Raw genomic sequence first — 24,552 nt, forward strand, 5'->3', positions numbered from 1 at the left:
GGCGCTCCCGCCGCACACCGCGCTCCCCGGCATCGGGCCCGGGATTCCGCGTCGTGGCGCCTGACTAGACTTGTCGGGTGATCGACCTCGCCCTTCTCCGCGACGAGCCCGAGCTCGTCCGTCAGTCCCAGGCCGCGCGCGGAAACGCGCCGGAGACCGTCGACGCGGCGATCGAGGCCGACCGATCGCGTCGTGCCGCGCTCGCCGCGTTCGAGGAGCTGCGCGCCGAGCAGAACGCGTTCGGCAAGCAGGTCGCGAAGGCGCCGAAGGAGGAGAAGGCCGCCCTGGTCGCCCAGGCGAAGGACCTCGCAGAGCGTGTGAAGCAGGCCCAGGCCGCGTCGAACGAGGCGTCCGAGGCTGCGGCCGAGGCGCTCGCGGCGATCGAGAACATCGTCATCGACGGGGTGCCCGCCGGCGGCGAGGAGGACTTCGTCGAGCTGCGCCGGGTCGGCGAGATCCCGAGCTTCGACTTCGAGCCGCGCGACCACCTCGCGATCGGCGAATTGCTCGGCGCGATCGACATGGAGCGCGGGGCGAAGGTCTCCGGCGCCCGCTTCTACTTCCTCACCGGCGTCGGCGCGCGCCTCGAGATCGCGCTCATGAACCTCGCGCTCGACAAGGCGCTCGCCGCCGGGTTCACGCCCATGGTCGTGCCGACGCTCGTGCGTCCCGAGATCATGCAGGGCACGGGCTTCCTCGGCAAGCACGCCGACGAGGTCTACCACCTCGACAAGGACGACGACCTCTACCTCGTCGGCACCAGCGAGGTCGCCCTGGCCGGCTATCACACCGGCGAGATCCTCGACCTGTCGCGGGGGCCCCTCCGCTACGCCGGCTGGTCCACCTGCTACCGCCGTGAGGCCGGGTCGTACGGCAAGGACACCCGCGGCATCATCCGCGTGCACCAGTTCAACAAGCTGGAGATGTTCGTCTACACGACGCCCGAGGAGGCGGAGGCGGAGCACCTGCGCCTGGTCGGCCTGCAGGAGGAGATGCTCACCGCGCTCGGCCTGTCGTACCGGGTGATCGATGTCGCCGCGGGGGATCTCGGATCCAGTGCCGCGCGCAAGTACGACATCGAGGCGTGGGTGCCGACGCAGGGCGCGTTCCGCGAGCTCACCTCCACCTCGAACTGCACCACCTTCCAGGCGCGCCGGCTCGACATCCGGCATCGTCCGGACGCCGCCGAGGGCACGGCGAAGACCCAGCACGTCGCGACCCTGAACGGCACGCTCGCCACCACCCGCTGGATCGTCGCGATCCTGGAGACGCACCAGCAGGCGGACGGATCCGTGCGGGTGCCGGAGGTGCTGCGCCCCTACCTCGGCGGGCTCGAGGTGCTGCGGCCGCTCGGCGCCACCGCGGAGGGCGCGGACGCATGACGGCGCCCTGGCTCATCGCGCTCGACATCGACGGCACGGTCCTGCTGCAGGACGAGACGATGAGCCCGGGCGTGCCCGAGGCGGTGGCCCGGGCGCGCGACGCCGGCCATGAGGTGACGCTCGCCACCGGGCGCAGCTGGATGGGCACGCACCGCTTCCTCGACGCGCTCGACATCCGCCCCGAGTACGTGGTGTGCTCCAACGGCGCGGTCACCCTGCGGCGGAAGGACGATGCCGTCGACGGCCCGGCGTCGGAAGCCTACGAGCGCTGGAATGTGGAGACGTTCGATCCCACGGCCGTGCTCGAACTCCTGCACGACCGGCTGCCCGACGCGCGGTACATGGTGGAGCTCGGATCCGGCCAGCGCCTGTACACCGCCGTGCTCGACGACTGGACCCTCGACGGCGGGCGCCAGGTCGCGTTCCCGGAGCTGAGCGCCGAGCAGGTGTCGCGCGTTGTCGTGGCTTCGCCCGGGCACGACGAGGAGGATTTCCACCGTCTCGTGCAGGACGCCGGTCTCAACGAGGTCTCCTACGCGATCGGCTGGACCGCGTGGCTCGACATCGCCCCGCGCGGCGTCGACAAGGGCACTGCACTCCGGCGCGTGCAGGAAGGGCGCGGCGACGCCGGCGAACGCGTCTTCGTGGCCGGGGACGGCCGCAACGACGTCGGGATGTTCACCTGGGCCCGCGGGATCGGCGGTCGCGCGGTGGCCATGGGGCAGGCGCCGGACGAGGTCAAGGCGGCGGCGGGCGAGGTCACGGACGACGTCGCGGACGGCGGTCTCGCCGCAGCGATCGAGCGCATCGTGCTCGCGGTGCCCGCGGCCGGCTGACTCCTTCCCGGGCGTGACCTGGGCATTCACTCAGGGGCCGCCCAGGCGTTCGCGGCACAATGGAGGAGCGCTCACCGGGCGCGATCCGGTTCTCCGTTAGACTCGACCCCTGATCGGCGTGCGCAGGCACGACGAGGAGAGTTGTCCGAGCGGCCGAAGGACCTGGTCTTGAAAACCAGTGAGTAGCAATACTCCGTGGGTTCGAATCCCACACTCTCCGCTGAGCGAGCGCAGGGTGGCGCGATTCACCCGCAGATCCGTGAAAGGCACTGAGTGAGCGCGACGTCCCGAACCCGACGCCCCGTCGCCGGGCACGGCCAGCTGAGCCGCCCGAGCGCCTGGAGCCAGCTCCTGAAGATCCTCGGCATCGCCATGGCAGTGGTCCTGGTCTCGGGCGTCGGCGTCGCGGCGTACGTCGCGTACGACCTGTCGAACACGTTCACGGCGAAGGCCGTGACGCTGGACGGCGAGGCGTCCGTGCCGCCGGACATCGGGGCGATCAAGGGCGGCGTGAACATGCTGCTCGTCGGCAGCGACGCCTGCGAGCCGGATTTCGCGGCCGAGTTCGGCGACCGCTGCTCGGACCCCGCCAACGCCGGAGAGCGCAACGACACGAACCTGCTGCTGCACATCTCGGACAGCCCTCGCCGCGTGACGGTCATCACGTTCCCGCGTGACCTCATGGTTCCGATCCCGTCGTGCATCGACTCCGAAGGGAACGACACCAGCCCCGCCTCGAAGCAGGCGATCAACACGACCCTGGAGACCGGCGGGCCCAAGAACGGTCTCGCCTGCGTCGCCCGCACCATCAGCAAGCTCTCCGGACTCGACATCCAGTTCGCCGCCAAGATCACGTGGGGCGGCGTGATGAAGGTCACCGACGCGATCGGCGGCGTCGACGTCTGCGTCGCGAACGGCATCACGGATCCCGACACCGGCCTCAACCTCGCTCCGGGCACGCACACGCTGCAGGGCTACTGGGCGCTGCAGTTCCTGCGGACCCGTCACGGCGTGGGCGACGGCAGCGACCTCGGCCGCGGCAGCAATCAGCAGGTGTACATGTCGTCGCTGGCGCGCAAGATGGTCTCCGCGAAGGTGCTGGGCAACCCCGGCACGCTGCTGAAGCTCGCCAACACCGTGATGTCGAATGTAACGCCCAGCACGACGCTGACCAGCCCGACCCTGCTCGTGCAGATCGCCCTGGCGATGAAGGACGTGCCGCTGGACCAGATCAACTTCGTGAACTACCCGGTGTTCACCGACCCCGATGACCCGAACAAAGTGGTCCCGGACGAGGACAGCGCCGACCAGCTCTGGGCTGCGCTCGCCGCGAACGAGCCGATCCAGGTCACCGGACAGCGCAGCGACGCCGTGATCTCCGCGACGCCCACGCCGACCGATCCGGCCGCGGATCCCAGCGCCACCACCGAGCCCAGCGCGACGCCGACGCCGGGCGCGACCTCGGGTCCGGTCGAGCTGTCGAAGAACATCTCCGGTCAGTCCGCCGCGCAGCAGACCTGCTCCAACGGCAACGGCTACTCGGGCTGAGACTGCTTCCCTCGGTGGGTTAGCGTGTGACGATGACTCCTCGCGCGCGACGGCCGGTCGCCCGGCACGGCCAGCTGAGCCGCCCGGGTGCGTGGAGCCAGCTCCTGAAGATCCTCGGCATCGCCGTGGCCGTGGTCATGGTCTCCGGTGCAGGCGTGGCGGCCTATGTCGCCGACGGCCTCGGTCACACGTTCAGCGAGAGGGCCGTCGCGCTCGACGGCGAGGAATCGATCCCTCCGGACATCGGAGCGATCAAGGGTGGCGTGAACATGCTGCTCGTCGGCAGTGATGTGTGCGAAGACGATTTCAAGGCGGAGTTCGGCGACCGCTGCTCCGACCCTGAGGCGGGCGGGGAGCGCAACGACACGAACCTGCTGCTGCACATCTCGGACAGCCCTCGCCGCGTGACGGTCATCACCTTCCCGCGAGATCTGATGGTTCCGATCCCGTCGTGCGTCGACTCCGAGGGCAACGACACCGACCGCCGCGAGAAAGCGCCCCTCAACGACGCGATCGGCATCGGAGGGCCGAGGAACGGACTTGCGTGCGTCCACCGCACGATCAGCGAGGTGTCGGGGCTCGACATCCAGTTCGCCGCGAAAGTGACGTGGGGCGGGGTGATGAAGATCACCGACGCGATCGGCGGCGTCGACGTCTGTGTCGCCAATGGCATCAGGGATCCGGAGAACACCGGGCTCGATCTCGCTCCGGGCACGCACACGCTGAAGGGCTATTGGGCGCTGCAGTTCCTCCGCGTTCGACACGGCGTCGGTGATGGCGGTGACCTCGGCCGCGGCAGCAATCAGCAGGTGTACATGTCGTCGCTGGCGCGCAAGATGGTCTCCGCGAAGGTGCTGGGCAACCCCGGCACGCTGCTGAGGCTCGCCAATACCGTGATGTCGAATGTAACGCCCAGCACGACGCTGACCAGCCCGACCCTGCTCGTGCAGATCGCCCTGGCGATGAAGGACGTGCCGCTGGATCAGATCGTCTTCGTGAACTACCCCGTGTTCGACGATCCCGACAATCCGCGTGTCAAGGTCATCCCCGATCGCGAGAGCGCCGACCGGCTCTGGGCCGCTCTCGCCTCCAACGAGCGGATCCAGGTCCGTGCTCAGCGCGACGCCGTCGTCCCCGCGACGCCCGCCCCGACCGATCAGGCGACGACGGATCCGGGAGCGACGCAGGACCCTGCAGCGACACCGGCGCCCGGCGAGACCGCCGGTGCGGTGACGTTGCCGGAGAACATCACAGGGCAGACGGCGAAGCAGGAGACCTGCTCGAACGGCGGCGATTCCTAGTCGGTTCGCGGCGCCCGTGCGGACCCGTTAGGATGGTCCCTGGTGTTCGGTGAGCCGGACATCTGGAGACGTCGCATAGTCAGGCCTAGTGCACCACCCTGCTAAGGTGGAGTCCCCGTAAGGGGACCGAGGGTTCAAATCCCTCCGTCTCCGCCGTAGAATCCCTGGTCAGGATATATTTTCTAACGCGTGCTCAGAATCGCGTCGCTCCAGATTTCGGGCCGTTTTCGGCTCCAGGTGTCCCCCAGGTATCCCCCACCCGTTCTCGGGCCTCCGCATGGGCAAGTCGCTGCGCGTGAGCCCGGCGCTGTCCTTCGCCCAGGATGTGGGCGTAGACGGCAAGGACGGTGCGCGGGTCATCGCCGAGATACTCGGCGACCTCGTTGACGGGCGTGCCCAGCCGGAGCCACGTCGATGCGGCGTAGTGGCGCAGGTTGTGCCGTTCGAATCCGAGCGGGAACTTCCGCACGGTGCCGACCGAGAGTTGTCTCCCGCGCTGGTTCGTGAAGAGATATTCGCTCGTAGACTTCCCGTCAGCGTATTGCCGGAAGATCTCGAGCGCCCGTGGCGAGAGCGGGAGGGTGCGGGTTCCGCGCCAGGTCTTCGTCTCCTTCTCGTCGTACCGGTCGGAGTGCGAGCGGTCGACGAGGAGTTGCGGGAGCGGCACTTCGGTGAGTGCGTCGATGCGCAGGGCTCGCGCCTCACCCCACCGGATGCCGGTGAGGGACATGAACTCGAAGACGTCGGCGACGTCGGAGCGTCGCTCGCGGACGGAGGCGAGTACCTTGGCGAGCCTGGCTGGTGTTGGCACATCCTTCGCGCTGATCGCACGTACCGCACTCGCGCCGAGCTCCGGGATCTTCTTCATCGTCCGCACGGGATGCGGCTGGTGCAACAATCCCAGCTCGGCGGCGTAGGTGAAGAGCGCGCTCAGCGTCGTCTTCTCGCGGGCCACGGTAGAGGGCTTCTTGAGCTGCAGCTCTCGAATCAGGTGCGTTCGGATGTCGCCGGAGTGAATGGAGGCGAGGGGTCGGCGCAGTAGTGCCTTGGGCAAGGCGGCGATGTTGTTCCGGTCTGTGTCGACCGTGTGCGGGTTGCCGGTCTCGCGAGCGGCAAGGAAGTCGTCCACGAGCTCCTGCAGTGTGAAGGAGCGTTTGGGTGGGAGCGGGAGACCGGTTTCGGCGCGAGGGCGTGAGGAACGAATCGGTGACAACTGATCGTTAGTGCCGGGAGGCGCTGGCGGGAAGGATGTCATCATGCCCGGTCCCTATCCCAGAGAGTTCCGCGAAGACGTTGTCGCGGTTGCTCGCAGCCGCGAGAGCGGCGTCACCATCAAGCAGGTTGCGACCGACTTCGGTATCAGCGAGGCGACGTTGCAGAACTGGCTCCGTCAGGCCGACGTCGAGGAAGGCAACCGTCCTGGTCAGACCGCCGCGGACGCTGCCGAGGCACGTGAACTGAAGAAGCGGATCCGCCTCCTCGAGCAGGAGAACGAGGTCCTCCGGCGAGCGGCGGCGTATCTGTCGCAGGCGAACCTGAGACTCGGTGGCTCCCCAAAATGACGTACCCGCTCGTATCTGAGCTCGCCGACGCGGGGATTCCCGTGACGGTGTCGTGCCGGGTCCTCAAGCTCGCAAGACAGCCCTACTACCGGTGGCGAAACGATCCCGTCAGGGACGCGGACATGCTCCGCGCGTATCGGATCAACGCGCTGCATGACGCGCATCACGACGACCCGACGTTCGGATACCGATACCTCGCCGACGAAGCCCGCCGGGCGGGATGGCGGATGAGCCGGCGCACGGCGTGGAAGCTGTGCTCGCAGGCCGGGATCCTCTCGTCCGCGCAGCGCCGGCGACGTGGGAAGGGCAAGAAGACCGGCCCGCCGGTGTTCGACGATCACGTGCAGCGGGTGTTCCGCGCCGATGCCCCGAACCGGCTGTGGCTCACGGACATCACGGAGCATCGGACGAGCGAAGGCAAGCTTTACTGCTGCGCGATCAAGGATGTGTTCTCCAACCGCATCGTCGGCTACTCGATCAGCGACCGGATGACCGCGAAGCTCGCCGTCGATGCCGTCCGCAACGCCGTCTCTCGTCGCGGTGAGGTCGCCGGGTGCATCCTGCACGCTGACCGGGGCAGCCAGTTCCGCAGCAGGGCGATGGCCCGCGAGCTGCGCCGTCATGACATGGTTGGATCGATGGGTCGCGTCGGCGCCGCCGGAGACAACGCCGCCATGGAGTCGTTCTGGTCGCTGCTGCAGACGAACGTCCTCAACCAGCAGCGGTGGGCCACCCGGCAGGAACTGCGCCTCGCGATCGTCGTCTGGATCGAGCGGAAGTATCACCGCCAACGAGCACAGGACACCCTCGGCGGGTTGACGCCGATCGACTTCGAAGCCAAGCTAACCGAGCCGCAATCTCTCGCGGCCTAAACCGAATCTGTCACCGATTCCTGCTTCACGCCCAAGCGGCAGAGAACCTGGGATGCTTCAAGCCGCACTTCTAAGATCACTATTGGCGTCGGGTGCACCCCGGAAGCACCACGGATCGCCGACGGAGTTCGACCCGGGGTCGACGGTCGTCGTGGAGGGCGGATGATATGCATGATCTGAGGGTCTCGGGCGGAACCGTCGTCTCGGTGGCAACGGGCGAGATGTGGCGCGCCGACGTCCTCATCGATGGCGCGACGATTACCGCCCTCATCGAGCCCGGGTCCATGGCGCGCGCGCGAGATCAGATCGACGCGCGAGGTCTGCTTGTGGTGCCGGGCTTCATCGACGCGCACGTGCATGTGGAAAGCTCGATGCTGGTGCCTGCGACCTTCGCGCAGGCGACGCTCGCCCGTGGCACGACCACGGTGCTCGCCGACCCGCACGAGATCGTCAACGTGGCCGGCGCGAAGGCCATGCGATGGATGGTGTCCGAAGGCTCGCGTACGCAGCAGAGCATGTTCTGGGCAGTGCCGTCATGCGTGCCGTCCCTCGACGGCATGGAGACCGCAGGAGCGATCCTCGATGCCGCCGCAGTCGACGAACTTTTGGCACTGCCTGGGGTCGTCGCCCTCGGCGAGCTCATGGACTATCGCGCCGTCGTGGCGGGTGCGGAGCGCATGGAGGAGATTCTCGCGGTCGCCCGCCGACGCGGGGTCATCGTGGACGGGCATTGCCCGAATCTCGACGGAGACGAACTGCAGCGCTATCTGCTCGCGGGCGTCGACTCCGACCACTGCAAGAACGATGCCGGACCTTTCGGTGAGAAGCTGCGGCTCGGCATGACACTCATGCTCCAGGAGAAGTCCTTCACCGCGGAGGTCATCGCGGCGCTCGACGCCCTGCCCTATCCGCCGGACCTGTGTATCGTCACCGACGACATCGCCGCCGATGTCATCGCCCGCGACGGCCATCTCGACCACGTCGCCCGCGTGGCTCGCGGTGCCGGAATGGCGCCGATCACGGTGTTGCGCGCACTCACGATCAACCCCGCCCGAAGGCTCCGGCTTCATGATCGCGGCATTGTCGCTCCGGGTCGTCGCGCTGATTTGGTGCTGATCACGGACCTCGACGAATTCCGTGTGCAGGCCGTGGTGGTCGGCGGACGCCGAGTGCACGAGCAACCCGCGCCCACGCGCCGCTTCACGGGGAGCATCCGAATCGGAGCCGGTTCGCTCGCCACGCTGGACTGGACGACGGACCTGCCTGACGGCATGCACTTGTTCCGCGCAATCCGGGTCAATCCGGTCGACACCTCCACGCGGGCGGACACCATCTCGCTCCCAGTGCGCGACGGAGTCGTGCAGTGGGAAGGTCACTGCGCCCGGGTCACGGTGATCGAGCGTCACGAGGGCTCGGGTCGCGTGGCGCATGCCCCAGTGCTGGGCATGGAGATCGCTCCGGGAGCGGTGGCCACGACCTACGCGCACGACAGCCACAACCTCACCGTGATCGGAACCTCGACGGAGTGGATGATGGCCGCGGTGGTCCGGGCGGTGGAGATCGACGGCGGCATTGTGGTGCGCGCCCGGACCGGTGACGCCGAGTTGGCGCTGCCGATCGGGGGAGTGATGACGGATGCGCCCCTCCCCGAGGTGGCGGCCGCCACCGGTCGCATTCGCGAGGCGCTCAAGGATTGGGGCTGGAATCACCGGATCCCGTTCATGAGCATTTCGACGCTGACGCTGCCGGTCTCGCCGGAGCTGAAGATCTCGGATTATGGCCTCATCGATGTCCTGGCGCGTGGATTCGTGACAGCGGCGATCGAGCCTTCAGATCGTCACGATTGAATAACGCGCTTGACGCACGCCCGCCGCGGTGGTTTTCTGTCATGAAATGCGGGTAACGAAACCCGCGTAACGCTTTCCCGAAGAGTGTCCATCCACAGTGAGGTGATGACATGGCAAGTCGAGTCGACGTCGCACGACGCGCGGGAGTGAGTCCTGCCGTTGTGTCGTACGTCATGAACGGCTCGCATCCCGTCAGCAGCGCGACACGTGCGCGCGTTCTCGCCGCGATCGAAGAGCTCGACTACCGGCCGAACGCGATCGCGCGCAGCCTCGCGACCAACCGCTCCCACACGATGGGCCTCCTGTTGCCGGACTCCTCCAACCCGTATTTCGCCGAACTGTCCTCAGCGATCGAAGACGCGGCCTTTGCCGTCGGGTACGCAGTGCTGCTGGGTAACGGCGGGGGTGAGCCAGAGCGCGAGCTCACCTACGTGCGGACATTCCTCGACCGACAGGTCGACGGCGTGATCGTCTGCCCGGACAACGACTCCTCCCACGCATACGAAGAACTCGTCAAGGCACGCATCCCCATCGTCGTCACGGATAGGCTCAACGAGGACGTCGACGTCCCAGCGGTCGCAGTCGACCACGCCGGCGGCGCGCGCGTAGCCACTGAGCACCTGATCGAGCATGGCCGTCGCGTGTTCGCGTGCATCTCCGGATCGAGCGAAACCTCCACCGCCCAGGCGCGCGCAACTGGGTGGGCACACGCCCTTGCAGACGCCGGCATCCCGGTCGATCGCGACCAGATCGCCTTCGTCGAGTTCACGGCTGAGGCGGGCTGGGCCGCGACGCGAGCATTGCTGGAACGCAGCCCCGACATCGACGCGCTGTTCGTGGCATCGGACATGCAGGCGGTCGGGGCGCTCCGCGCTCTTGCGGACTCAGGGCGGCGCGTCGGGCAGGACGTGTCCGTCGTCAGCTTCGACGGTATTCGCCTCGGGGACTACATCAGCCCTCGTCTGACCACGATGGCGCAGCCCTTCGAAGCCATCTCGACTGCGGTCGTCGGACGTCTGCTCGAGGGGATCGAGGATCCCCAGAACGCGTACTCCGGCATGAGCATCCTTCCGACCCGACTTGTGATCCGAGAGTCGTGCGGCTGCCCGCCCTCGGATGCGGCCGCCCATGAATCCACGTATCAAGCTCACACATTTCCTCACACCCCAACCACACACCAAGGAGCAAGATGATTAAGCGCATGATCGGCGTCGTCGCCGCCAGTGCAGTGCTCGCACTCGGCTTGAGCGCGTGCAGCGGGAGCTCAGCCCCGTCCTCGAGCGGCTCGACCAGCGGAAAGCAATCGGTCGCATTCGCGGTCAACGGCGCGCTGGGCGACCAGGGGTTCTTCGATGACGCGCAGCGCGGTCTCGACGAACTGAAGGCATCGGGTCACAAGACTCAGACGCTACAGGCGGACGCCAGCAACCCGGCGCAGTGGAAGTCCAATCTCGAGTCGCTGTCGACCGGGTCCTGGGACCTCGCCGTCGTCGGCAGCGCCCAGATGTCGGACATCCTGATCGCCACGTCCAAGAAGTTCCCCAACCAGAAGTACATCAGCTTCGACAATGTCGTGCCGGGCGCGAACATCGCATCCATCACGTACGCGCAGAACGAGGGCTCGTTCCTCGCGGGCGCGCTCGCGGCCTATGCCGCCACCGACAAGGCCAGCTTCCCGCTCTCCTCCGCAGGCAAGACCGTCGGGCTCGTCGGCGGCATGGACATTCCCGTCATCAACGACTTCGTCGAAGGATTCAAGGCCGGGGTCAAGGCCGTGGATCCGAGCATCAAGACCGTCGTCAGCTACGTCGGATCGTTCAGCGACTCGGCCAAGGGCTACGACCAGGCCAAGGCGATGTTCGCGGATGGAGCGGACGTCGTCTTCCAGGTCGCCGGCGGTTCCGGCATCGGCGTGCTGCAGGCGGCCAAGGACGCGAACAAGTACGGGATCGGCGTCGACCAGAATCAGAACGCCGTGCAGCCCGGTCACGTGCTCGCCTCCATGCTCAAGCACGTCGGCAGCTCCCTCGTCCTGGCCGTGGAAGCGGCGGATGCGGGCAAGCTCGCTTTCGGCAAGACCACCTCTTATGGACTCGCGAACAACGGCGTCGGACTCGACTTCACGAACAACTCGAACCTCGTGCCCGACGCGATCCAGAAGAAGATCGACGCGTTGAAGCAGGACGTCGTCGACGGCAAGACCACTGTCCCGCACGCCGCAGGCGCTCAGTAAGCGCAGGTCGCGTCCGTCACGACGGAATCCTCGTGGTGGGGGTCGTCACCCCCACCACGAGCATCTTCTCCACATCACTACTTCTTCTGCCAGGAAGGCAGCGCGCATGGATAACGCGATCCTCGAACTCCGCCACATCACGAAGTCGTTCGGCCCGAAAGTAGCCAACAACGACATCTCGCTCGTCGTAGAGCCCGGCCGCGTGCACGCGATCGTGGGCGAGAACGGGGCGGGCAAGACGACGCTCATGAACATGATCTCGGGCAACCTGCAGCCCACAGAGGGCGAGATCCTGTTCGACCGCAAGCCCGTCACCCTCACCGACCCCACCAAGGCGGATGCCCTCGGCATCGGCATGGTGCACCAGCACTTCAAACTCGTGCCGTCGCTGACGGTGGCCGCCAACATCTTCCTCGGCAAGGAGACCTCGAACGCGTTCGGCAAACTCGACCAGCGCGCGATGGAGAAGCGAGTCGGTGAGCTGTCGCAGTCGCTCGGCCTGAAGATCAACCCGCGAGACCGCGTGCAGGACCTCTCCGTCGGAGAACGTCAGCGCGTGGAGATCATCAAGGCGCTTTCGCACGATACCAGACTGTTGATCCTGGACGAGCCGACCGCTGTCCTCACACCGGCCGAGACCGACGAGCTGTTCGTCGTCGTGCGCCAACTCGCCGCACAAGGCTGCGCGGTGCTGTTCATCTCCCACAAGCTCGGCGAAGTCCTCTCGATCGCCGATGTGGTCACGGTCATCCGTGACGGCGAAGTCGTCGACACGCGGCCCGCCGAAGGGCTCACGCAGACCGACATCGCTTCGATGATGGTCGGCCGCGAGGTGCTGCTGCGCATCATGCACAGCCCGCCGAACCCACAGGCCGAGGTGCTGAACGTCGATGGCGTCTATGCCGTGGACCAGCGCGGCGCGATCGCCGTCAACGATCTTTCCCTGACGGTGCGCAGCGGTGAGATCGTCGGGATCGCCGGGGTCGAGGGCAACGGTCAGGCCGAGCTCGCGGCGTCCATCGCCGGCATGTATCTGCCACCCCGTGGGCGGGTGGTGCTGGACGGGAAGGATGTCACCTCGGCATCCGTCGGCGTTCGCCGTGCCAGCGGCATCTCATACATCCCGGAGGACAGGCAGGACGAGGGTGCGGGACCATCCCTGACCATCGCCGAGAACCTCGCCGCGACACACCTGGACCCGCCGATCGCGAGACGCGGCTGGCTGTCGCTGAGGGCGATGCGCGACTACGCGCAGATGATGATCGCGAAGTTCGATGTCCGCGGAGCACGGCCCGACACGCCGATCGGCACCCTGTCCGGCGGCAACATGCAGAAGGTCATCATCGCGCGTGAGTTCGAGTCGCAGCCGCGACTGCTGATGGTGTCTCAGCCGACCCGTGGCGTCGACGTGGGCGCGATGGAGTTCGTGCACAACTCCATCGTCCGTGCACGCGATACAGGCGCCGGAGTGCTGCTGTTCTCCGCCGACCTGAACGAGGTGATGAGTCTTTCCGACCGGCTTCTGGTGATGTACCGGGGCCAGATCATCGCCGAGTTCACGCAGGAGACGATGACCGAAGTCGCCGTCGGGCTCGCGATGGCAGGAGTCAAGCCGACAGCGGAGGCCCTCGCGGAAGCGGAGGCCGAGCGCCAGCGCGTCGCCGCGGAGCTCGCGGCGACGGGCGCCACTCTCGACGAGAGCCGCCCTGCCGAGGTCTCGCAAGTCGAGGAAGTGGATACCACGTCCATCATCACGCCCCTCCCGACCGCGGTAGCGGCGACCGTGACGGGCCAGGCAGAACGTCCGCGATTCTTCGCGGACTTCGCAGCGGGCGCCCTGCGCAACGCGGTGCAGCCCGTGATCGCAGTGCTCGTCGCACTCGCGATCGGCGCGGTCATCATCGTCCTGATCGGCCAGAATCCGCTCACCGCATATGTCCAGCTGTTCGCATCCGGCTGGAGCACCCCGTACGGCATCGGCACGATCATCGCGATGTTCATTCCCCTGGCGATCATGTCGGCGGGAACGATCATCACATTCCGCGCTGGATTCTTCAGCATCGCGGGTGAGGGATCCCTTTTCTTCGGCTCCTTCTTCGGCGCCTGGGTCGGTTTCACATTCCACGGGCTGCCACCCGTGGTGGCCATTGTCCTCATCCTCGTGGTGGGCGCGATCGCCGGCGCACTCTGGAGCCTCATCCCCGGCGTCCTGTACGCGTACTGGCGAGTCGACATCGTCGTCACGACCCTGCTGCTGTCGACCGTGGCGACTCTCATCACCAACTTCTTCGTGACGGGTCCGTTCCAGGACAAGACGGCAGGCGCGGCAGCATCCGCGAAGATCGACGACGCGTACAACCTGACGATGTTCAACCCGTCCTACGGGATCGGTCCGGATCTCATCCTCGCCATCATCGTCGCAATTCTGCTCGGCCTCCTCTTGATGCGCACTCCGTGGGGGCTGAAGGTCAAGCAACTCGGCGAGATGAACCGATTCGCCGAATACACGGGTGTCTCCGTCAAGGCCATGTCGATGCAGGTCCTGATGGTCTCCGGCGCCGCCGCCGGCTTCGCCGGAGCACTGTACGTCATCGGACCGAACGGCGGTCGCTTCCTGCAGGCGTTCTCACCCGGCTTCGGCTTCCTCGCCATCACCGTCGCCCTGCTGGCGCGGCTCAACCCCTGGGCATCACTGGTCGCGGCGCTGTTCTACGCCACCATGATGGGTGGCACCACCGGCCTGCAATCCGCCGGAGTGCCCTTCCCGATCGTGAACGTGCTCCAGGGGCTCATCATCATCACGATCACGGCAACGTTCATCATCAACCGCAGCCGCAGAAAGAAGCGATTGTCGAAACCCGAGCCGGTCCAGCGGGACAAGGCCGACATGAGAGGAGTCTCGCGGTGAACGCGATCATTGCTCAGATCTTCACCGTCGCGACGCTCGCCGTCATCCTGACCAAGACGGCGCCGATCCTCCTGGCCGCCACCGGCGGTGCCCTCACTCAGATGGGCAACATCCTCAACATCGGCCTCGAGGGGATGATGCTGGTCGGCGCGTTCGCGGCCATCGCCGTCGGTGCGGTGACGAACCCGTTCGTCGGCGTGCTCGGCGCGATCGCGGCGGCACTGATTTTGGCACTGCTGTTCGCGCTGGCAACGCTGAGATTCAAGGCCGACTTTATCGTGGTCGGGATCGGCATAAACCTGCTGGCCGCGGGGATCACCGTGCTGCTGCTGACCGTGCTCTACGGCAACGCGGGCGTGACACCCGGCAACGTGAAGGCCATCTTGCCGAAGATCGACCTCGGAGTGGTCGGAGACATCCCGATCATCGGACCGATGCTCAACCACCAGACGATCCTCGTCTGGCTCGCGTTCCTGCTCGTGCCGGTGTACGCGTTCGTGCTGTACCGCACCCCGTTCGGCGTGCACCTGCGCGCGGTCGGAGAGGACGAGTCCGCCGCACTCGCGGCCGGCATCAACGTCTCACGCGTCAAGTTCATCTCGATCATGCTCTCCGGCGTCTTCTGCGGCATCGCCGGCTCACAGCTCGCGATGGCCACGGTGGGCTCGTTCACGGCGGGGATGACCGCATCCCGTGGGTTCATCGCCGTCGCCGCGCTGACATTCGGGCTGGGCAGGCCGTACTTCACGATGATCGCGTGCCTGATCTTCGGTGCCGCGGACGCACTGGCCGATCGTTTCGCCCTCGCCGGCGTGAACTCGTCGCTGGCGCTGACGACGCCATACGTGATCACGGTCATCGCCCTGGTCCTCGCGGCGCTGCGAGTCCGCTCCGCGTTCAAGGCGAGGGCCCGCAAGGCGCTCGCGGCGGCGGGGGTCTGAGATGGCGCAGAAGATCATCATCGATTGCGACCCCGGCCACGACGACGCGATCGCCATCCTCCTGGCCGCCGGGAATCCCGACATCGAACTGCTCGGCATCACGACCGTTGCGGGAAACCAGACGATCGAGAAGGTCACGGCCAACGCGCTGTCGGTCTGCGCCGTCGCAGGAATCCGGGTACCGGTGGCCCGTGGGGCTGCGGTGCCGCTCGTGACCGAGCAGATCGTGGCTGAAGACATCCACGGTGAGACGGGTCTCGACGGCCCGTATCTGCCGCCGGCCGAGTTCGAGTTGGACCCGCGCTCGGCTGCGCAGTTCATCGTGGACACCGTGATGGCCCACGAGCCGAACTCCGTGAGCCTTGTGCCTGTCGGCCCGTTCACGAACATCGCGCTGGCGATGCGTCTCGAGCCGCGGATCGTCGACCGCGTGAAGTCCGTGGTGGTGATGGGCGGCGCGTATACTCGCGGCAACGTCACGCCGGGCGCGGAGTTCAACATCTATGTGGATCCGGAGGCCGCCGAGGCGGTCTTCCGGGCACCGTGGAACGTCACGATGATGGGTCTCGACCTCACCCACCAGGCGCTGGCAACGGCAGAACTCCAGGAGCGGGTGCGAGCCGTCGGCGGACCGATCAGCCGTTTCGTGCTGGATATCTGGGAGTTCGTGGGCAGCACCTACAGGCAGCAGTACGAATTCGACGCGCCGCCCGTGCATGATGCCTGCTGCGTCGCAGCCCTCATCGATCCCGGTGCGTTCACGACTGCCACGGCGGACGTGCGCGTCGAACTACGGGGAGAGTGGACGCGGGGGATGACCGTCGTCAACTTCCTCGACGCGCCAGGGATGCATCACAGCAATGGCACCGCGCTGGCGCAGACCGACTATCGCACCCACGTCGCCACGGCCCTCGAGTGGGAGCGCTTCGCGGACCAGGTCGTCGATGCGGTCGAGCGACTCACCGTGGCGCTGGGCTAGGTCTTCGGAAACGCAGCATCCTCGGCTGCGAGCCCTGACTCGAGGACGCCCGACGGGAACGGCGAGGTGATCACCCATGATCCGACGGCATCGAGGGGCCGAAGTGGTGGGCCGATAAGCGTGTCAGCGCCCGCCCCTGTGGCATCTGCGCCTCCACGTGCGGGATCGAAACAACGACAGAAGAGAAAGAGTGAACCATGGTCAGACCGATCATCATCGACACCGACCCGGGCATCGACGATGCCCTCGCCATCATGCTCGCGGCGGCCAGCCCCGAGGTGGAGATTCTCGGGATCACGGCGGTGGCGGGCAACGTGGGCCTGGAGCACACGTCGCGCAATGCGGCCGCTCTCGCCGACCTGCTGAGGCTCGACTGCCCGGTCGGACGCGGAGCATCGGGCCCGCTGTGGCGCCGCGACCGCAATTCGGCGTCCGAGGTCCACGGCGATAACGGCTTCGGCGGGTACGAGCTGCCGTCGTCGTCGCGGGTCCTCGAACCCGCGCTCCCGCTGCTCGTCCGTCTCATCGAATCCAGTGCCGAGCCCGTTACCGTCGTCGCGATCGGGCCGATGACCAACATCGCGCTGCTCATCAACGAGTATCCGGAAACGGCACGCAAGGTGGAGCGGTTCGTGATCATGGGCGGCGGCACCCAGGGTGATCTGGGCAACGCCACGCCCGCCGCAGAGTTCAACATCTATTACGACCCGGATGCCGCGGCGAAGATGTTCGACTTCGGGGTGCCGATCACCATGGTCGGGCTCAACGTGACGCACCGCGCGCTGGTCGGTCGCGCACACCTGTCGCGGCTGTTTGCTTCTGGCGGCAAGCTTGCCGACATGATCGGCCACATGCTGGACACCTACCAGGACAGTCGCGAGGACGGCGGCGCGATGGCCCAGCACGACTCGCTGGCGGTGGCTGCGGTCATCGACCCCGCCGTGATCGCCACCCGCTTGCTCCCGGTTGACGTGGAGAACACGGGTCGGTTGACGTCCGGCATGACCGTGGTGGACTTCCGCGGTGGGGACGGCGCGGGAGACACACGGCGGCAGTCCAATTGCGATGTCGCGCTCGAGGTCGACGTCGCACGATTCCGCGAACTGCTCGACACGCGTCTATCCGCAATGGACGCTCTCCTCAGCGCCGAGGATGCACGATGAGCACGAAGATGATCCTCGACTGCGACACGGGTGTCGACGACACCATGGCGATCCTGTACGCGGCACTTCATCCCGACATCGACCTGCTCGCCGTCGGCACGGTGTGGGGCAACGTGGACGTGCCCACCGCGACGCGCAACACGCTGCACACGCTCGAGATGGTCGGGCGCGGCGACATCCCGGTGGCGCAGGGCGCCGCGGGTCCGCTGACCGGAAAGGACACCTACTTCGCGTACTTCGTCCACGGTGATGACGGACAGGGCAACGCGTATGACGGGGCCGAAGTGGGACCCGCAGCGGACGTCAGCGCCGTACAGCAGATCATCGACATCGTCCACGCGAACCCCGGCGAAGTATGGCTGGTACCCGTGGGGCCGCTCACGAACATCGCCGCGGCCCTCGCACTGGACCCTGAGCTGCCGAGTCTCGTCGCGGGAGTTTCCCTGATGGGGGGCGCCGCGCTCGCCCCCGGCAATGCGACCCCGGTGGCCGAGGCGAACATCGCGCACGACGCCGAGGCCGCGGCCGCGGTCTTCCGCGCGCCGTGGCCCATCATCATGGTGGGCCTGGACGTCACCATGAAGGTGCTGATCACGTCGGACCGGCGTGCCGTGCTGGATGCGGGAGGCAAGGTGGCACAGTACATGTCCCGCATTCTGCAGTTCTACGGCGACTACATCGGGGAGAGTTTCGGCGGCTGGTCCGCGACGATGCACGACTCCTTGGCGGTGGCGGCCGCCGCGGGTACGTTGAACGTCAACCTCGCGCCCGTCGTCCGTGTCGAGGTGGACACCGCGGGCGGCCCAGCCCACGGCCAGACGATCTGCGACATGCGCGGTGTCTACACCGGATACCCCGAGCAGGAGGGCGCGCACTGCACAGTGCTGCTGGACATCGATGATTCGATCGCAGACGACGCCCTCGCACTGATCGCCGCGTACCGCCAACCCGGCGAAGACCGATGATCGACTTCACCGGCCGGGTCGCCCTCGTCACGGGCGCGGCCCGCGGGATCGGGCGCGCCACGGCACTCGCGCTCGCGGAGGCCGGGGCGAAAGTCATTGTCAGCGACGTTCGCACCCAGATCGAGGGGCTGACGTACGACACCGCGAGCGCCACCGACCTCGACGAGACCGTCGAACTGATCACCGCGTCCGGCGGCGAGGCGCTGGCCTTCTCCGCAGACGTGCGCGACATCGACCGGATGCGCGCGGCCGTAGACACCGCCACAGCGGCGTGGGGGCGGCTGGACACGATCGTCGCCAACGCGGGGATCGCGTCCTGGCCGCGCTCGACTTGGGAGGCAGATGCCGACCAGTGGCAGACGATGATCGACATCGTGCTGACGGGAACCTGGAACACCGTCCGCGCCGCCGTTCCCGCGATTCTCGCGGGCGGGCGCGGTGGAGCTATCGTCGTCATGGGATCGACGGCGGCCGTCCGCCCGGTCGCCACGATCGGCCATTATGCGGCGGCCAAGGCCGGTCTGGTCGGGATGGCGAGATCCCTTGCGCTCGAACTGGCGCAGCACAGCGTGCGCGTCGTCGTCGTCGAGCCGGGCGGGACCTCGACGTTCATGACCCAGAATCAGAAGGCGGAGGAGTGGCAGGCATCATTCGGCGGTGCTGACTCGCTGGCTCTGCCGATGCCGATCGATCGTATGGAACCGATGGATGTCGCCTACGCGGTGCGCTGGCTCGCCTCCGACGAGGCGCGGTACATCACGGGCACGACGCTCGTGGTGGATGCCGGGGCGACCCTGTGACGGACGGTGGCGGCATCGGCTGCCCGGTAAGTATCGTCCACGGGGTGCTGCTCACCGCAATCGAATCGTCGATGCACTCCAACGCCGTCACACGCGGCACACCCGGTAGCGGCACGAAGCCCCTGATGCGCCTGCGGCGCAGGACGGAGAAACCTGATGAGCAGCACGGTCGTCATCCTCGGCAGCGCGAACACCGATCTGGTTGTAGAGGTTGACCGGCGTCCGGAGGGAGGGGAGACCCTGCTCGGATCCGACCTGCACGTGTTCGCGGGCGGAAAGGGTGCGAATCAGGCCGCGGCAGCCGCGCGTGCGGGGGCGCAGACGCGATTCCTCGGCTGCGTCGGCGATGACAGCAACGGCGCATTCCTGCGGGCGCGGCTCGGCGAAGCGGGTGTGCTGCTGGACGACCTGCGATCGGGGGAGCGGTCCACCGGCACGGCGTTGATCCTGCTCACCCCGGATGGTGAGAACTCGATCGTCGTCTCACCAGGGGCGAACTCCTCCGTGGACATCGCGATGGCAGAGTCGATGGTCTCGGTCTGGTCCTCAGCGTCGCTGCTGGTGCTGGGGCTGGAGATCCCGGCATCCACTGTCGCGTACGTCGCGCCGGCCGCCGCCGACGCGGGCGTCCGGGTGCTGCTCAACGCCGCGCCTGCCGCGCAATTGGACGACCGGACGATCGCGGTGTGCGACCCGCTCGTGGTGAACGAGCATGAGGCGCGGATCGTGCTCGGCGCGGATGCGAGGGAGGCGGACTCGTTCGAGGAGTTGGCCGCGCGGCTGCTCGCGCGCGGAGCACGCTCGGTCGTGATCACGCTCGGCGCGTGCGGGGCGTTGATCGCGGATTCTGACGGCACCGACGTCGTGCCGGCCTACGAGGTGGACGTCGTGGATACGACCGGTGCCGGTGATGCGTTCGTCGGGGCGCTCGCGTGCGAGCTCGCCCGTGGTGTCGAACTGCGTCCGGCGGTTCGCTTCGCGACCGCGATGTCGGCGGTGGCGGTGCAGGGCAAAGGCGCGCAGTCGTCCTATCGCGACCGCTCCGCGGTGGAGGCTTTCATGGCGGCGACGCCGCTCTCCTGACCTTCCGGCACGGCGGATCATGCCGGCACGAGTCGCTCCAGGTCCTCGAGGTCTGTCCCCGCGACGGTGACGGGCGTGGGCAACTCGACCTGTTCGGAGACGGCCGCGGCCGCGAGCCGGCGTAGCCATGCACGCCCTGAGGGTCCGCGCACGTCGGCATCCTCGAGGATGACTGCGGCCACCCGATAACCGGCATTCAGATACTCCCGCACCTGCGAGAGGACGAAGCGCAGTGCGGCGGTATCCTCCCGGGCCAACCGCCGACGCGCGCTCGGGTCCGGATCCAGGCGGATGCCAGGCGCGGAAAGCTGGTAGAGCCCATGCCCGCGTGCACTTGCCCAGCGCACCAGCGCACGTCGCTGTGCGACGGAAGGACCTTCGGCGCCGGGGAGAGGATTGAGAAGCCCGTGCCCCACCAGGACGAGCGAGTACTGCCGCAGATCGACGTCGGCGTTCGGCATCAGGCGTCCGCGCGTACCGGAATGCGGTCGCCCGCCAGGAACACCTGGCGACGCTGTCGCGCGCGTGTCCGCTCCTGCGCCGTCGGCGTGGTCGCCCCGTCGGGGTAGGTGCGGCGTCCCGCCGGGTCGCCGAACAGTGTCGCGGGGTCGTCGGGCAGGAAAGCGGCATCCGCCGTCTGCGGCACCTGCCACTGCGTCTCGATGACGATCCCGGCCATCTCCGCAGCCTCGAGGATGTCGGTGATCCAGTTGCCCGTGTCGGGGTCGCAGGAGGGGCTCCCCTGCACGTGCATTCCGCCGACGATCCGATACCCGGCGTCGCGATACCGCGTCAGTTGACGAATGACCGGGCCGAGCAGTTCGCGGTTGCTGCGGTGGAACGACTCGGTGTTGTAGCCGTCGAATGTCTCCCGTTCGCGCCGCGGTCCGCGCTCGCGGAACTCGGGACAGGGCAGCTGGAAGACACCCCAGCCCTGCGCGAGCGCCCAGTCGGCGGCATCGAACAGGACACCGGAGCTGCGCGCGAGCGGCTGGACGACGGCGTTCTGGTTGAGGATGCAGTGCGAGACGAGCAGGATGCACGGCTGCTCGCCGACTGCCACCGCTTCGCGCTCACGCACCATCGCCCCATTCTCGCACCCGCGGCGGTGGCCCGCGCGGCCTCGAGTCGACCAATGACGTCTCCCATGTCCGGGCGGTGCATGAGGAGAACGAGGACAGCGGTGATCCGGCGGTAATGTCAAGGGATGCACGGAGGCGACATGACAGAGAAGTCGGACGCACTGGACGGTGTGGCCATCTGGGACGGCGACGGTTTCCGCGGTACGGGATCGGTGTCGTGGAAGGGCTCGCGGATCACCGCGGTGCGTGCTGATCCCTCGTCGGGCACCCCGGACGCACCGAGGTCCTCATCGAGCGCGGAGTACGCCGTCATCCCCGGCCTCATCGACACGCATGTCCATCTGGACGGCTACGCCGGCCCGGGATCGGTCGACTGGATGACGTGGCCTCTCATCACGCCGGAGGCCGAGAAATCGCTGCACGTCGTCGCACAGGCGCGGCGCGCGGCCGCGGGCGGCGTCACCACAGTGCGGGACCTTGCCGGGTCCGAGGTCCAGCTGGCGGCGGCACGCGGGTTCGCGATGGGGCTGATCCCCGGCCCGCGCGTGCTCGTCAGCGGCCCGGTGGGCATGACCGCCGGGCACGGCGATCTGTTCACCCCGCCGCATTACGATCGTCGACCCCGGGTCGCCGATTCGCCTGACGAGTGCCGCAAGCTCGTGCGCACCTGGGCGCGGTCCGGAGTCGACGGCATCAAGATCTATACGAGCGGCGGCGTGCTCTCCATGGGCGACAAGGTCGGCTGGCGCAATCAGACCCCGCAGGAGATCTCGGCGACCGTGGACGAGGCCCATGCACTCGGAATGCTCGTGGCTGCCCACACCCACTCGGCGGAGGGCGTCGACATCGCACTCGAGTTCGGCGTGGACTCCATCGAGCACGGCACCGGCATTCTCCCGCGGCACTTCGACGCGCTTCTGGAACGAGACCTGCCGGTGGCGCCAACCCTCTTGATCAACGACGTCATCGCCCAAAGGCGCGTGCCGGTCGGCGACGAAGCGGCCGCTAAGGCGCGCGCCGTGGTAGCCGACCGTGATGTGAACTTCGCTGCGGCCGCGGCCGCGGGCATCCGTTTCGTGCTCGGCAGTGACGCTAACGGCGTATTCGTCAGGTTCGGCGACCAGATGGAGGAACTGCGGCTGATGCAGCGCATGTTCGGCTGGACCGCCGAGCGCACGCTCCGTTCCGGGACCTCTGATGCCGCGGACGCGATGAGGCTGGGCTCGACGACGGGGAGGCTGGTCGAGGGGCTGGATGCCGACTTCATCGTCGTTCGCGGACGCCCATGGAACGACATCGACGCGCTGACAGCGGAAAACGTCGTCGCCGTCGTCGCACGGGGTGAGGTCGTCGCCGGCTCGCTTCCAGCTTGACGTTCACGGGCCGCCAGGGTCGAAGGACCTCAGCTCCCTCTGGCCGCCGTCACGAAGGCGGCGATGAGTGCGTTGCTCTTGACGCCGGGAGCGGATTCGACGCCGCTGGAGACGTCGACGCCCCACGGCTGCGCCGACGCGACGGCCGTTGAGACGTTGTCCGGGTTCAGGCCGCCGGCCAGCAGCCACTTTCCCGCCGGCTCGACCCGGAGGTCTGAGGAATCCCAGCGCACCCCGGAACCGGGGTCGGGGGAGTCCAGGAGGAGGGCTTCTTCCCCCCACGATCCGACCTCGAACTTTGCGTGTGCGGTCGCGGATGTCGCTCGCCAGAGTCTCGGCATGACTGCACCGGCCGCGATGAAATCATGCGGGCCGTAGGCATCGCCGTGCAGCTGGAGGACATCCGCGCCGATTTCGCGCGCGAGTGACGCCGCTTCGTCGACCGGGAGTGCGTCCACGACCAGGACGACATCCGCGGCGCTTCCGACGAAGTCTGCGATCGAACGCGCGGTCGGTACGGAGACGTTCCGTCGGCTGCGGCGGCTCATGACCATGCCGACGGCGTCCGCCCCGGCGTTCAAGGCGGCGCGCGCGGACTCCACCGTCGAGAGACCGCAGATCTTCACGTACATCTGAGCTCCTGTTCGAGTTCGGTGGCCCCGCCAGGCGACGAGGCCACCGAACCGACTCGGCGTCGCCTCTCAGCGGGCGCTGATCGAGCGGGCGATCTCGGCGCCGAGGGCGACGTTGTTGTGGTAGACGCTGATGTTGACCTCGAGGCTCTCCCCGCCCGTCGCCCGCTGAATGTAGTCCAGCAGGAAAGGCGTGGTGTCGTGGCCCACGATGTTGGCGGCGGCCGCCGCGGCATGCGCCTCGACGAGCACGGCCTCGAGCTTCTCCGGGGCGAGCTGCTTGTCAGCGGGGACCGGGTTGGCCACCAGCACCGTAGAGGCCAGCCCCAGGTCATCTCGACTGGCGGCGATGGCTGCGATCTCGTCCGTGCTGTCCACGGCGTACTCGATATCGAAGCCGGAGTCCGCGATGTAGAAGCCCGGATAGTCCGTGGTCTTCCAGCCGACGACCGGCACGTTGAGGGTTTCGAGGCGCTCGAGCGTGAGACCGATGTCGAGGATCGACTTCACGCCGGCGCTCACAACGACGATCGGCAGGCTGGCGAGCGCTCCGAGGTCCGCGGACTCGTCGAAGGTCTGGGGTGCGCCCTGGTGCACGCCGCCGAGACCGCCGGTCGAGAACACCTTGATTCCGGCCGCGTGTGCTGCGTACGCCGTCGCGGCGACCGTCGTTCCCGCGCTGAGCTTCTTCGCGGCTGCGATCGGCAGGTCGCGGATCGACGCCTTCACGACGGAATCGTCGTTCGAGAGAAGCTGGATCTCGTCGGTGGAAAGACCGACGACGAGTTCACCGGCAACCACGCCGATCGTTGCGGGGATCACGCCGGACGCGCGCAGCTGCGCCTCCGACTCGATCGCCACCTCGAAGTTGCGCGGCCGCGGCAGACCATGAGTGAAAATGGTCGACTCGAGGGCGAGAACCGGCCGGCCTGCGGCGATTGCCTCGCGAACCTCGGCGGAGATGCGAATGGAGCTCACTGTTCTTCCTGCTTTCTCTGTTGCGGTCTGTACAGATCTCACGCTCGGGATGGCTTCCCGGCCCGCG

21 protein-coding genes and 2 tRNA genes are annotated in these 24,552 nt (G+C 67.5%); 18 read left to right on the top strand and 5 right to left on the bottom strand.

Annotated elements, in window-relative coordinates; genetic code table 11:
* Positions 1–77: 77 nt before the first annotated feature.
* The 6 genes from serS to ACYQ1L_RS02555 all read left to right on the top strand — a co-directional run bounded on the left by serS (position 78) and on the right by ACYQ1L_RS02555 (position 5,220).
* Positions 78–1,382, top strand: a complete 1,305-nt coding sequence (gene serS, locus ACYQ1L_RS02530; RefSeq protein WP_460002696.1) for a serine--tRNA ligase — start codon at positions 78–80, stop codon at positions 1,380–1,382.
* Positions 1,379–2,218, top strand: a complete 840-nt coding sequence (locus ACYQ1L_RS02535) for an HAD family hydrolase (protein WP_460002697.1) — start codon at positions 1,379–1,381, stop codon at positions 2,216–2,218. Before serS ends, ACYQ1L_RS02535 begins: the two co-directional genes overlap by 4 nt.
* Before the next feature lie 135 nt (positions 2,219–2,353).
* Positions 2,354–2,438 (top strand) — tRNA-Ser (locus ACYQ1L_RS02540).
* A 53-nt stretch (positions 2,439–2,491) separates the two neighbouring features.
* Complete coding sequence (locus tag ACYQ1L_RS02545; protein ID WP_460002698.1) at positions 2,492–3,766, top strand: LCP family protein; 1,275 nt, start codon at positions 2,492–2,494, stop codon at positions 3,764–3,766.
* Positions 3,767–3,798: 32 nt separating this feature from the next.
* Positions 3,799–5,067 (top strand): LCP family protein, encoded by a 1,269-nt coding sequence (locus ACYQ1L_RS02550; protein WP_460002699.1) that lies wholly within the window; start codon positions 3,799–3,801, stop codon positions 5,065–5,067.
* A 64-nt stretch (positions 5,068–5,131) separates the two neighbouring features.
* Positions 5,132–5,220 (top strand) — tRNA-Ser (locus tag ACYQ1L_RS02555).
* A 40-nt stretch (positions 5,221–5,260) separates the two neighbouring features.
* Here ACYQ1L_RS02555 and ACYQ1L_RS02560 read toward each other — a convergent pair.
* Positions 5,261–6,322, bottom strand: coding sequence for a tyrosine-type recombinase/integrase (locus ACYQ1L_RS02560; RefSeq protein WP_460002700.1), 1,062 nt, complete (start codon positions 6,320–6,322; stop codon positions 5,261–5,263).
* A 1-nt stretch (position 6,323) separates the two neighbouring features.
* Between ACYQ1L_RS02560 and ACYQ1L_RS02565 the strand changes: the two genes are divergently transcribed.
* The 11 genes from ACYQ1L_RS02565 (at position 6,324) to ACYQ1L_RS02615 (ending at position 20,420) form a co-directional block, all read left to right on the top strand.
* A protein-coding gene (locus tag ACYQ1L_RS02565; protein ID WP_460002701.1) for an IS3 family transposase occupies positions 6,324–7,501 on the top strand; the annotation gives its coding sequence in 2 pieces (ribosomal slippage) (positions 6,324–6,590 and positions 6,593–7,501; 1,176 coding nt in all).
* A gap of 206 nt (positions 7,502–7,707) precedes the next feature.
* Positions 7,708–9,348: an adenine deaminase C-terminal domain-containing protein gene (locus ACYQ1L_RS02570; RefSeq protein ID WP_460002702.1), complete on the top strand. Its 1,641-nt coding sequence runs from the start codon at positions 7,708–7,710 to the stop codon at positions 9,346–9,348.
* A 110-nt stretch (positions 9,349–9,458) separates the two neighbouring features.
* Positions 9,459–10,541 carry a LacI family DNA-binding transcriptional regulator gene (locus ACYQ1L_RS02575; protein ID WP_460002703.1) on the top strand — a complete coding sequence of 361 codons (1,083 nt, stop codon included), beginning with the start codon at positions 9,459–9,461 and terminating at the stop codon, positions 10,539–10,541.
* Positions 10,538–11,581, top strand: coding sequence for a BMP family lipoprotein (locus ACYQ1L_RS02580; protein WP_460002704.1), 1,044 nt, complete (start codon positions 10,538–10,540; stop codon positions 11,579–11,581). The genes ACYQ1L_RS02575 and ACYQ1L_RS02580 overlap by 4 nt, the downstream gene beginning before the upstream one ends.
* Before the next feature lie 106 nt (positions 11,582–11,687).
* On the top strand, positions 11,688–14,489 hold the full coding sequence (locus ACYQ1L_RS02585; protein ID WP_460002705.1) for an ATP-binding cassette domain-containing protein: 2,802 nt from the start codon (positions 11,688–11,690) through the stop codon (positions 14,487–14,489).
* A complete protein-coding gene (locus ACYQ1L_RS02590; RefSeq protein WP_460002706.1) occupies positions 14,486–15,430 on the top strand; it encodes an ABC transporter permease in 945 nt (314 codons plus the stop codon). Before ACYQ1L_RS02585 ends, ACYQ1L_RS02590 begins: the two co-directional genes overlap by 4 nt.
* Position 15,431: 1 nt before the next feature.
* Positions 15,432–16,409: a nucleoside hydrolase gene (locus ACYQ1L_RS02595; protein WP_460002707.1), complete on the top strand. Its 978-nt coding sequence runs from the start codon at positions 15,432–15,434 to the stop codon at positions 16,407–16,409.
* A 197-nt stretch (positions 16,410–16,606) separates the two neighbouring features.
* Positions 16,607–17,572 carry a nucleoside hydrolase gene (locus tag ACYQ1L_RS02600; RefSeq protein WP_460002708.1) on the top strand — a complete coding sequence of 322 codons (966 nt, stop codon included), beginning with the start codon at positions 16,607–16,609 and terminating at the stop codon, positions 17,570–17,572.
* Positions 17,569–18,537: a nucleoside hydrolase gene (locus ACYQ1L_RS02605; RefSeq protein ID WP_460002709.1), complete on the top strand. Its 969-nt coding sequence runs from the start codon at positions 17,569–17,571 to the stop codon at positions 18,535–18,537. Before ACYQ1L_RS02600 ends, ACYQ1L_RS02605 begins: the two co-directional genes overlap by 4 nt.
* On the top strand, positions 18,534–19,337 hold the full coding sequence (locus ACYQ1L_RS02610; protein WP_460002710.1) for an SDR family oxidoreductase: 804 nt from the start codon (positions 18,534–18,536) through the stop codon (positions 19,335–19,337). Before ACYQ1L_RS02605 ends, ACYQ1L_RS02610 begins: the two co-directional genes overlap by 4 nt.
* Positions 19,338–19,493: 156 nt before the next feature.
* Complete coding sequence (locus ACYQ1L_RS02615; RefSeq protein ID WP_460002711.1) at positions 19,494–20,420, top strand: ribokinase; 927 nt, start codon at positions 19,494–19,496, stop codon at positions 20,418–20,420.
* 17 nt (positions 20,421–20,437) lie between these two features.
* Here ACYQ1L_RS02615 and ACYQ1L_RS02620 read toward each other — a convergent pair whose 3' ends face one another.
* Positions 20,438–20,881 (bottom strand): hypothetical protein, encoded by a 444-nt coding sequence (locus ACYQ1L_RS02620; protein WP_460002712.1) that lies wholly within the window; start codon positions 20,879–20,881, stop codon positions 20,438–20,440.
* Complete coding sequence (locus tag ACYQ1L_RS02625; RefSeq protein WP_460002713.1) at positions 20,881–21,504, bottom strand: hypothetical protein; 624 nt, start codon at positions 21,502–21,504, stop codon at positions 20,881–20,883. The genes ACYQ1L_RS02620 and ACYQ1L_RS02625 overlap by 1 nt, the downstream gene beginning before the upstream one ends.
* 138 nt (positions 21,505–21,642) lie before the next feature.
* Between ACYQ1L_RS02625 and ACYQ1L_RS02630 the strand changes: the two genes are divergently transcribed.
* Positions 21,643–22,875 (top strand): amidohydrolase family protein, encoded by a 1,233-nt coding sequence (locus tag ACYQ1L_RS02630; RefSeq protein ID WP_460002714.1) that lies wholly within the window; start codon positions 21,643–21,645, stop codon positions 22,873–22,875.
* Positions 22,876–22,904: 29 nt separating this feature from the next.
* Here the strand turns inward: ACYQ1L_RS02630 and ACYQ1L_RS02635 are convergent, their stop codons facing one another.
* Together ACYQ1L_RS02635 and ACYQ1L_RS02640 are read right to left on the bottom strand one after the other, a co-directional pair.
* On the bottom strand, positions 22,905–23,507 hold the full coding sequence (locus tag ACYQ1L_RS02635) for a phosphoribosylanthranilate isomerase (protein ID WP_460002715.1): 603 nt from the start codon (positions 23,505–23,507) through the stop codon (positions 22,905–22,907).
* A 69-nt stretch (positions 23,508–23,576) separates the two neighbouring features.
* Positions 23,577–24,485 carry a pseudouridine-5'-phosphate glycosidase gene (locus tag ACYQ1L_RS02640; protein WP_460002716.1) on the bottom strand — a complete coding sequence of 303 codons (909 nt, stop codon included), beginning with the start codon at positions 24,483–24,485 and terminating at the stop codon, positions 23,577–23,579.
* Positions 24,486–24,552 lie beyond the last annotated feature (67 nt).

The organism is Microbacterium xylanilyticum (assembly GCF_054654695.1).

Excerpts from the sequence above, each read along its gene's own strand:
- ACYQ1L_RS02535 (WP_460002697.1), top strand. The coding sequence starts at position 1,379 with ATGACGGCGCCCTGGCTCATCGCGCTCGACATCGACGGCACGGTCCTG.
- ACYQ1L_RS02550 (WP_460002699.1), top strand. The coding sequence starts at position 3,799 with ATGACTCCTCGCGCGCGACGGCCGGTCGCCCGGCACGGCCAGCTGAGC.
- ACYQ1L_RS02560 (WP_460002700.1), bottom strand. The coding sequence starts at position 6,322 with ATGACATCCTTCCCGCCAGCGCCTCCCGGCACTAACGATCAGTTGTCA.
- ACYQ1L_RS02575 (WP_460002703.1), top strand. The coding sequence starts at position 9,459 with ATGGCAAGTCGAGTCGACGTCGCACGACGCGCGGGAGTGAGTCCTGCC.
- ACYQ1L_RS02580 (WP_460002704.1), top strand. The coding sequence starts at position 10,538 with ATGATTAAGCGCATGATCGGCGTCGTCGCCGCCAGTGCAGTGCTCGCA.
- ACYQ1L_RS02585 (WP_460002705.1), top strand. The coding sequence starts at position 11,688 with ATGGATAACGCGATCCTCGAACTCCGCCACATCACGAAGTCGTTCGGC.
- ACYQ1L_RS02595 (WP_460002707.1), top strand. The coding sequence starts at position 15,432 with ATGGCGCAGAAGATCATCATCGATTGCGACCCCGGCCACGACGACGCG.
- ACYQ1L_RS02600 (WP_460002708.1), top strand. The coding sequence starts at position 16,607 with ATGGTCAGACCGATCATCATCGACACCGACCCGGGCATCGACGATGCC.
- ACYQ1L_RS02605 (WP_460002709.1), top strand. The coding sequence starts at position 17,569 with ATGAGCACGAAGATGATCCTCGACTGCGACACGGGTGTCGACGACACC.
- ACYQ1L_RS02610 (WP_460002710.1), top strand. The coding sequence starts at position 18,534 with ATGATCGACTTCACCGGCCGGGTCGCCCTCGTCACGGGCGCGGCCCGC.
- ACYQ1L_RS02615 (WP_460002711.1), top strand. The coding sequence starts at position 19,494 with ATGAGCAGCACGGTCGTCATCCTCGGCAGCGCGAACACCGATCTGGTT.
- ACYQ1L_RS02620 (WP_460002712.1), bottom strand. The coding sequence starts at position 20,881 with ATGCCGAACGCCGACGTCGATCTGCGGCAGTACTCGCTCGTCCTGGTG.
- ACYQ1L_RS02625 (WP_460002713.1), bottom strand. The coding sequence starts at position 21,504 with ATGGTGCGTGAGCGCGAAGCGGTGGCAGTCGGCGAGCAGCCGTGCATC.
- ACYQ1L_RS02630 (WP_460002714.1), top strand. The coding sequence starts at position 21,643 with ATGACAGAGAAGTCGGACGCACTGGACGGTGTGGCCATCTGGGACGGC.
- ACYQ1L_RS02635 (WP_460002715.1), bottom strand. The coding sequence starts at position 23,507 with ATGTACGTGAAGATCTGCGGTCTCTCGACGGTGGAGTCCGCGCGCGCC.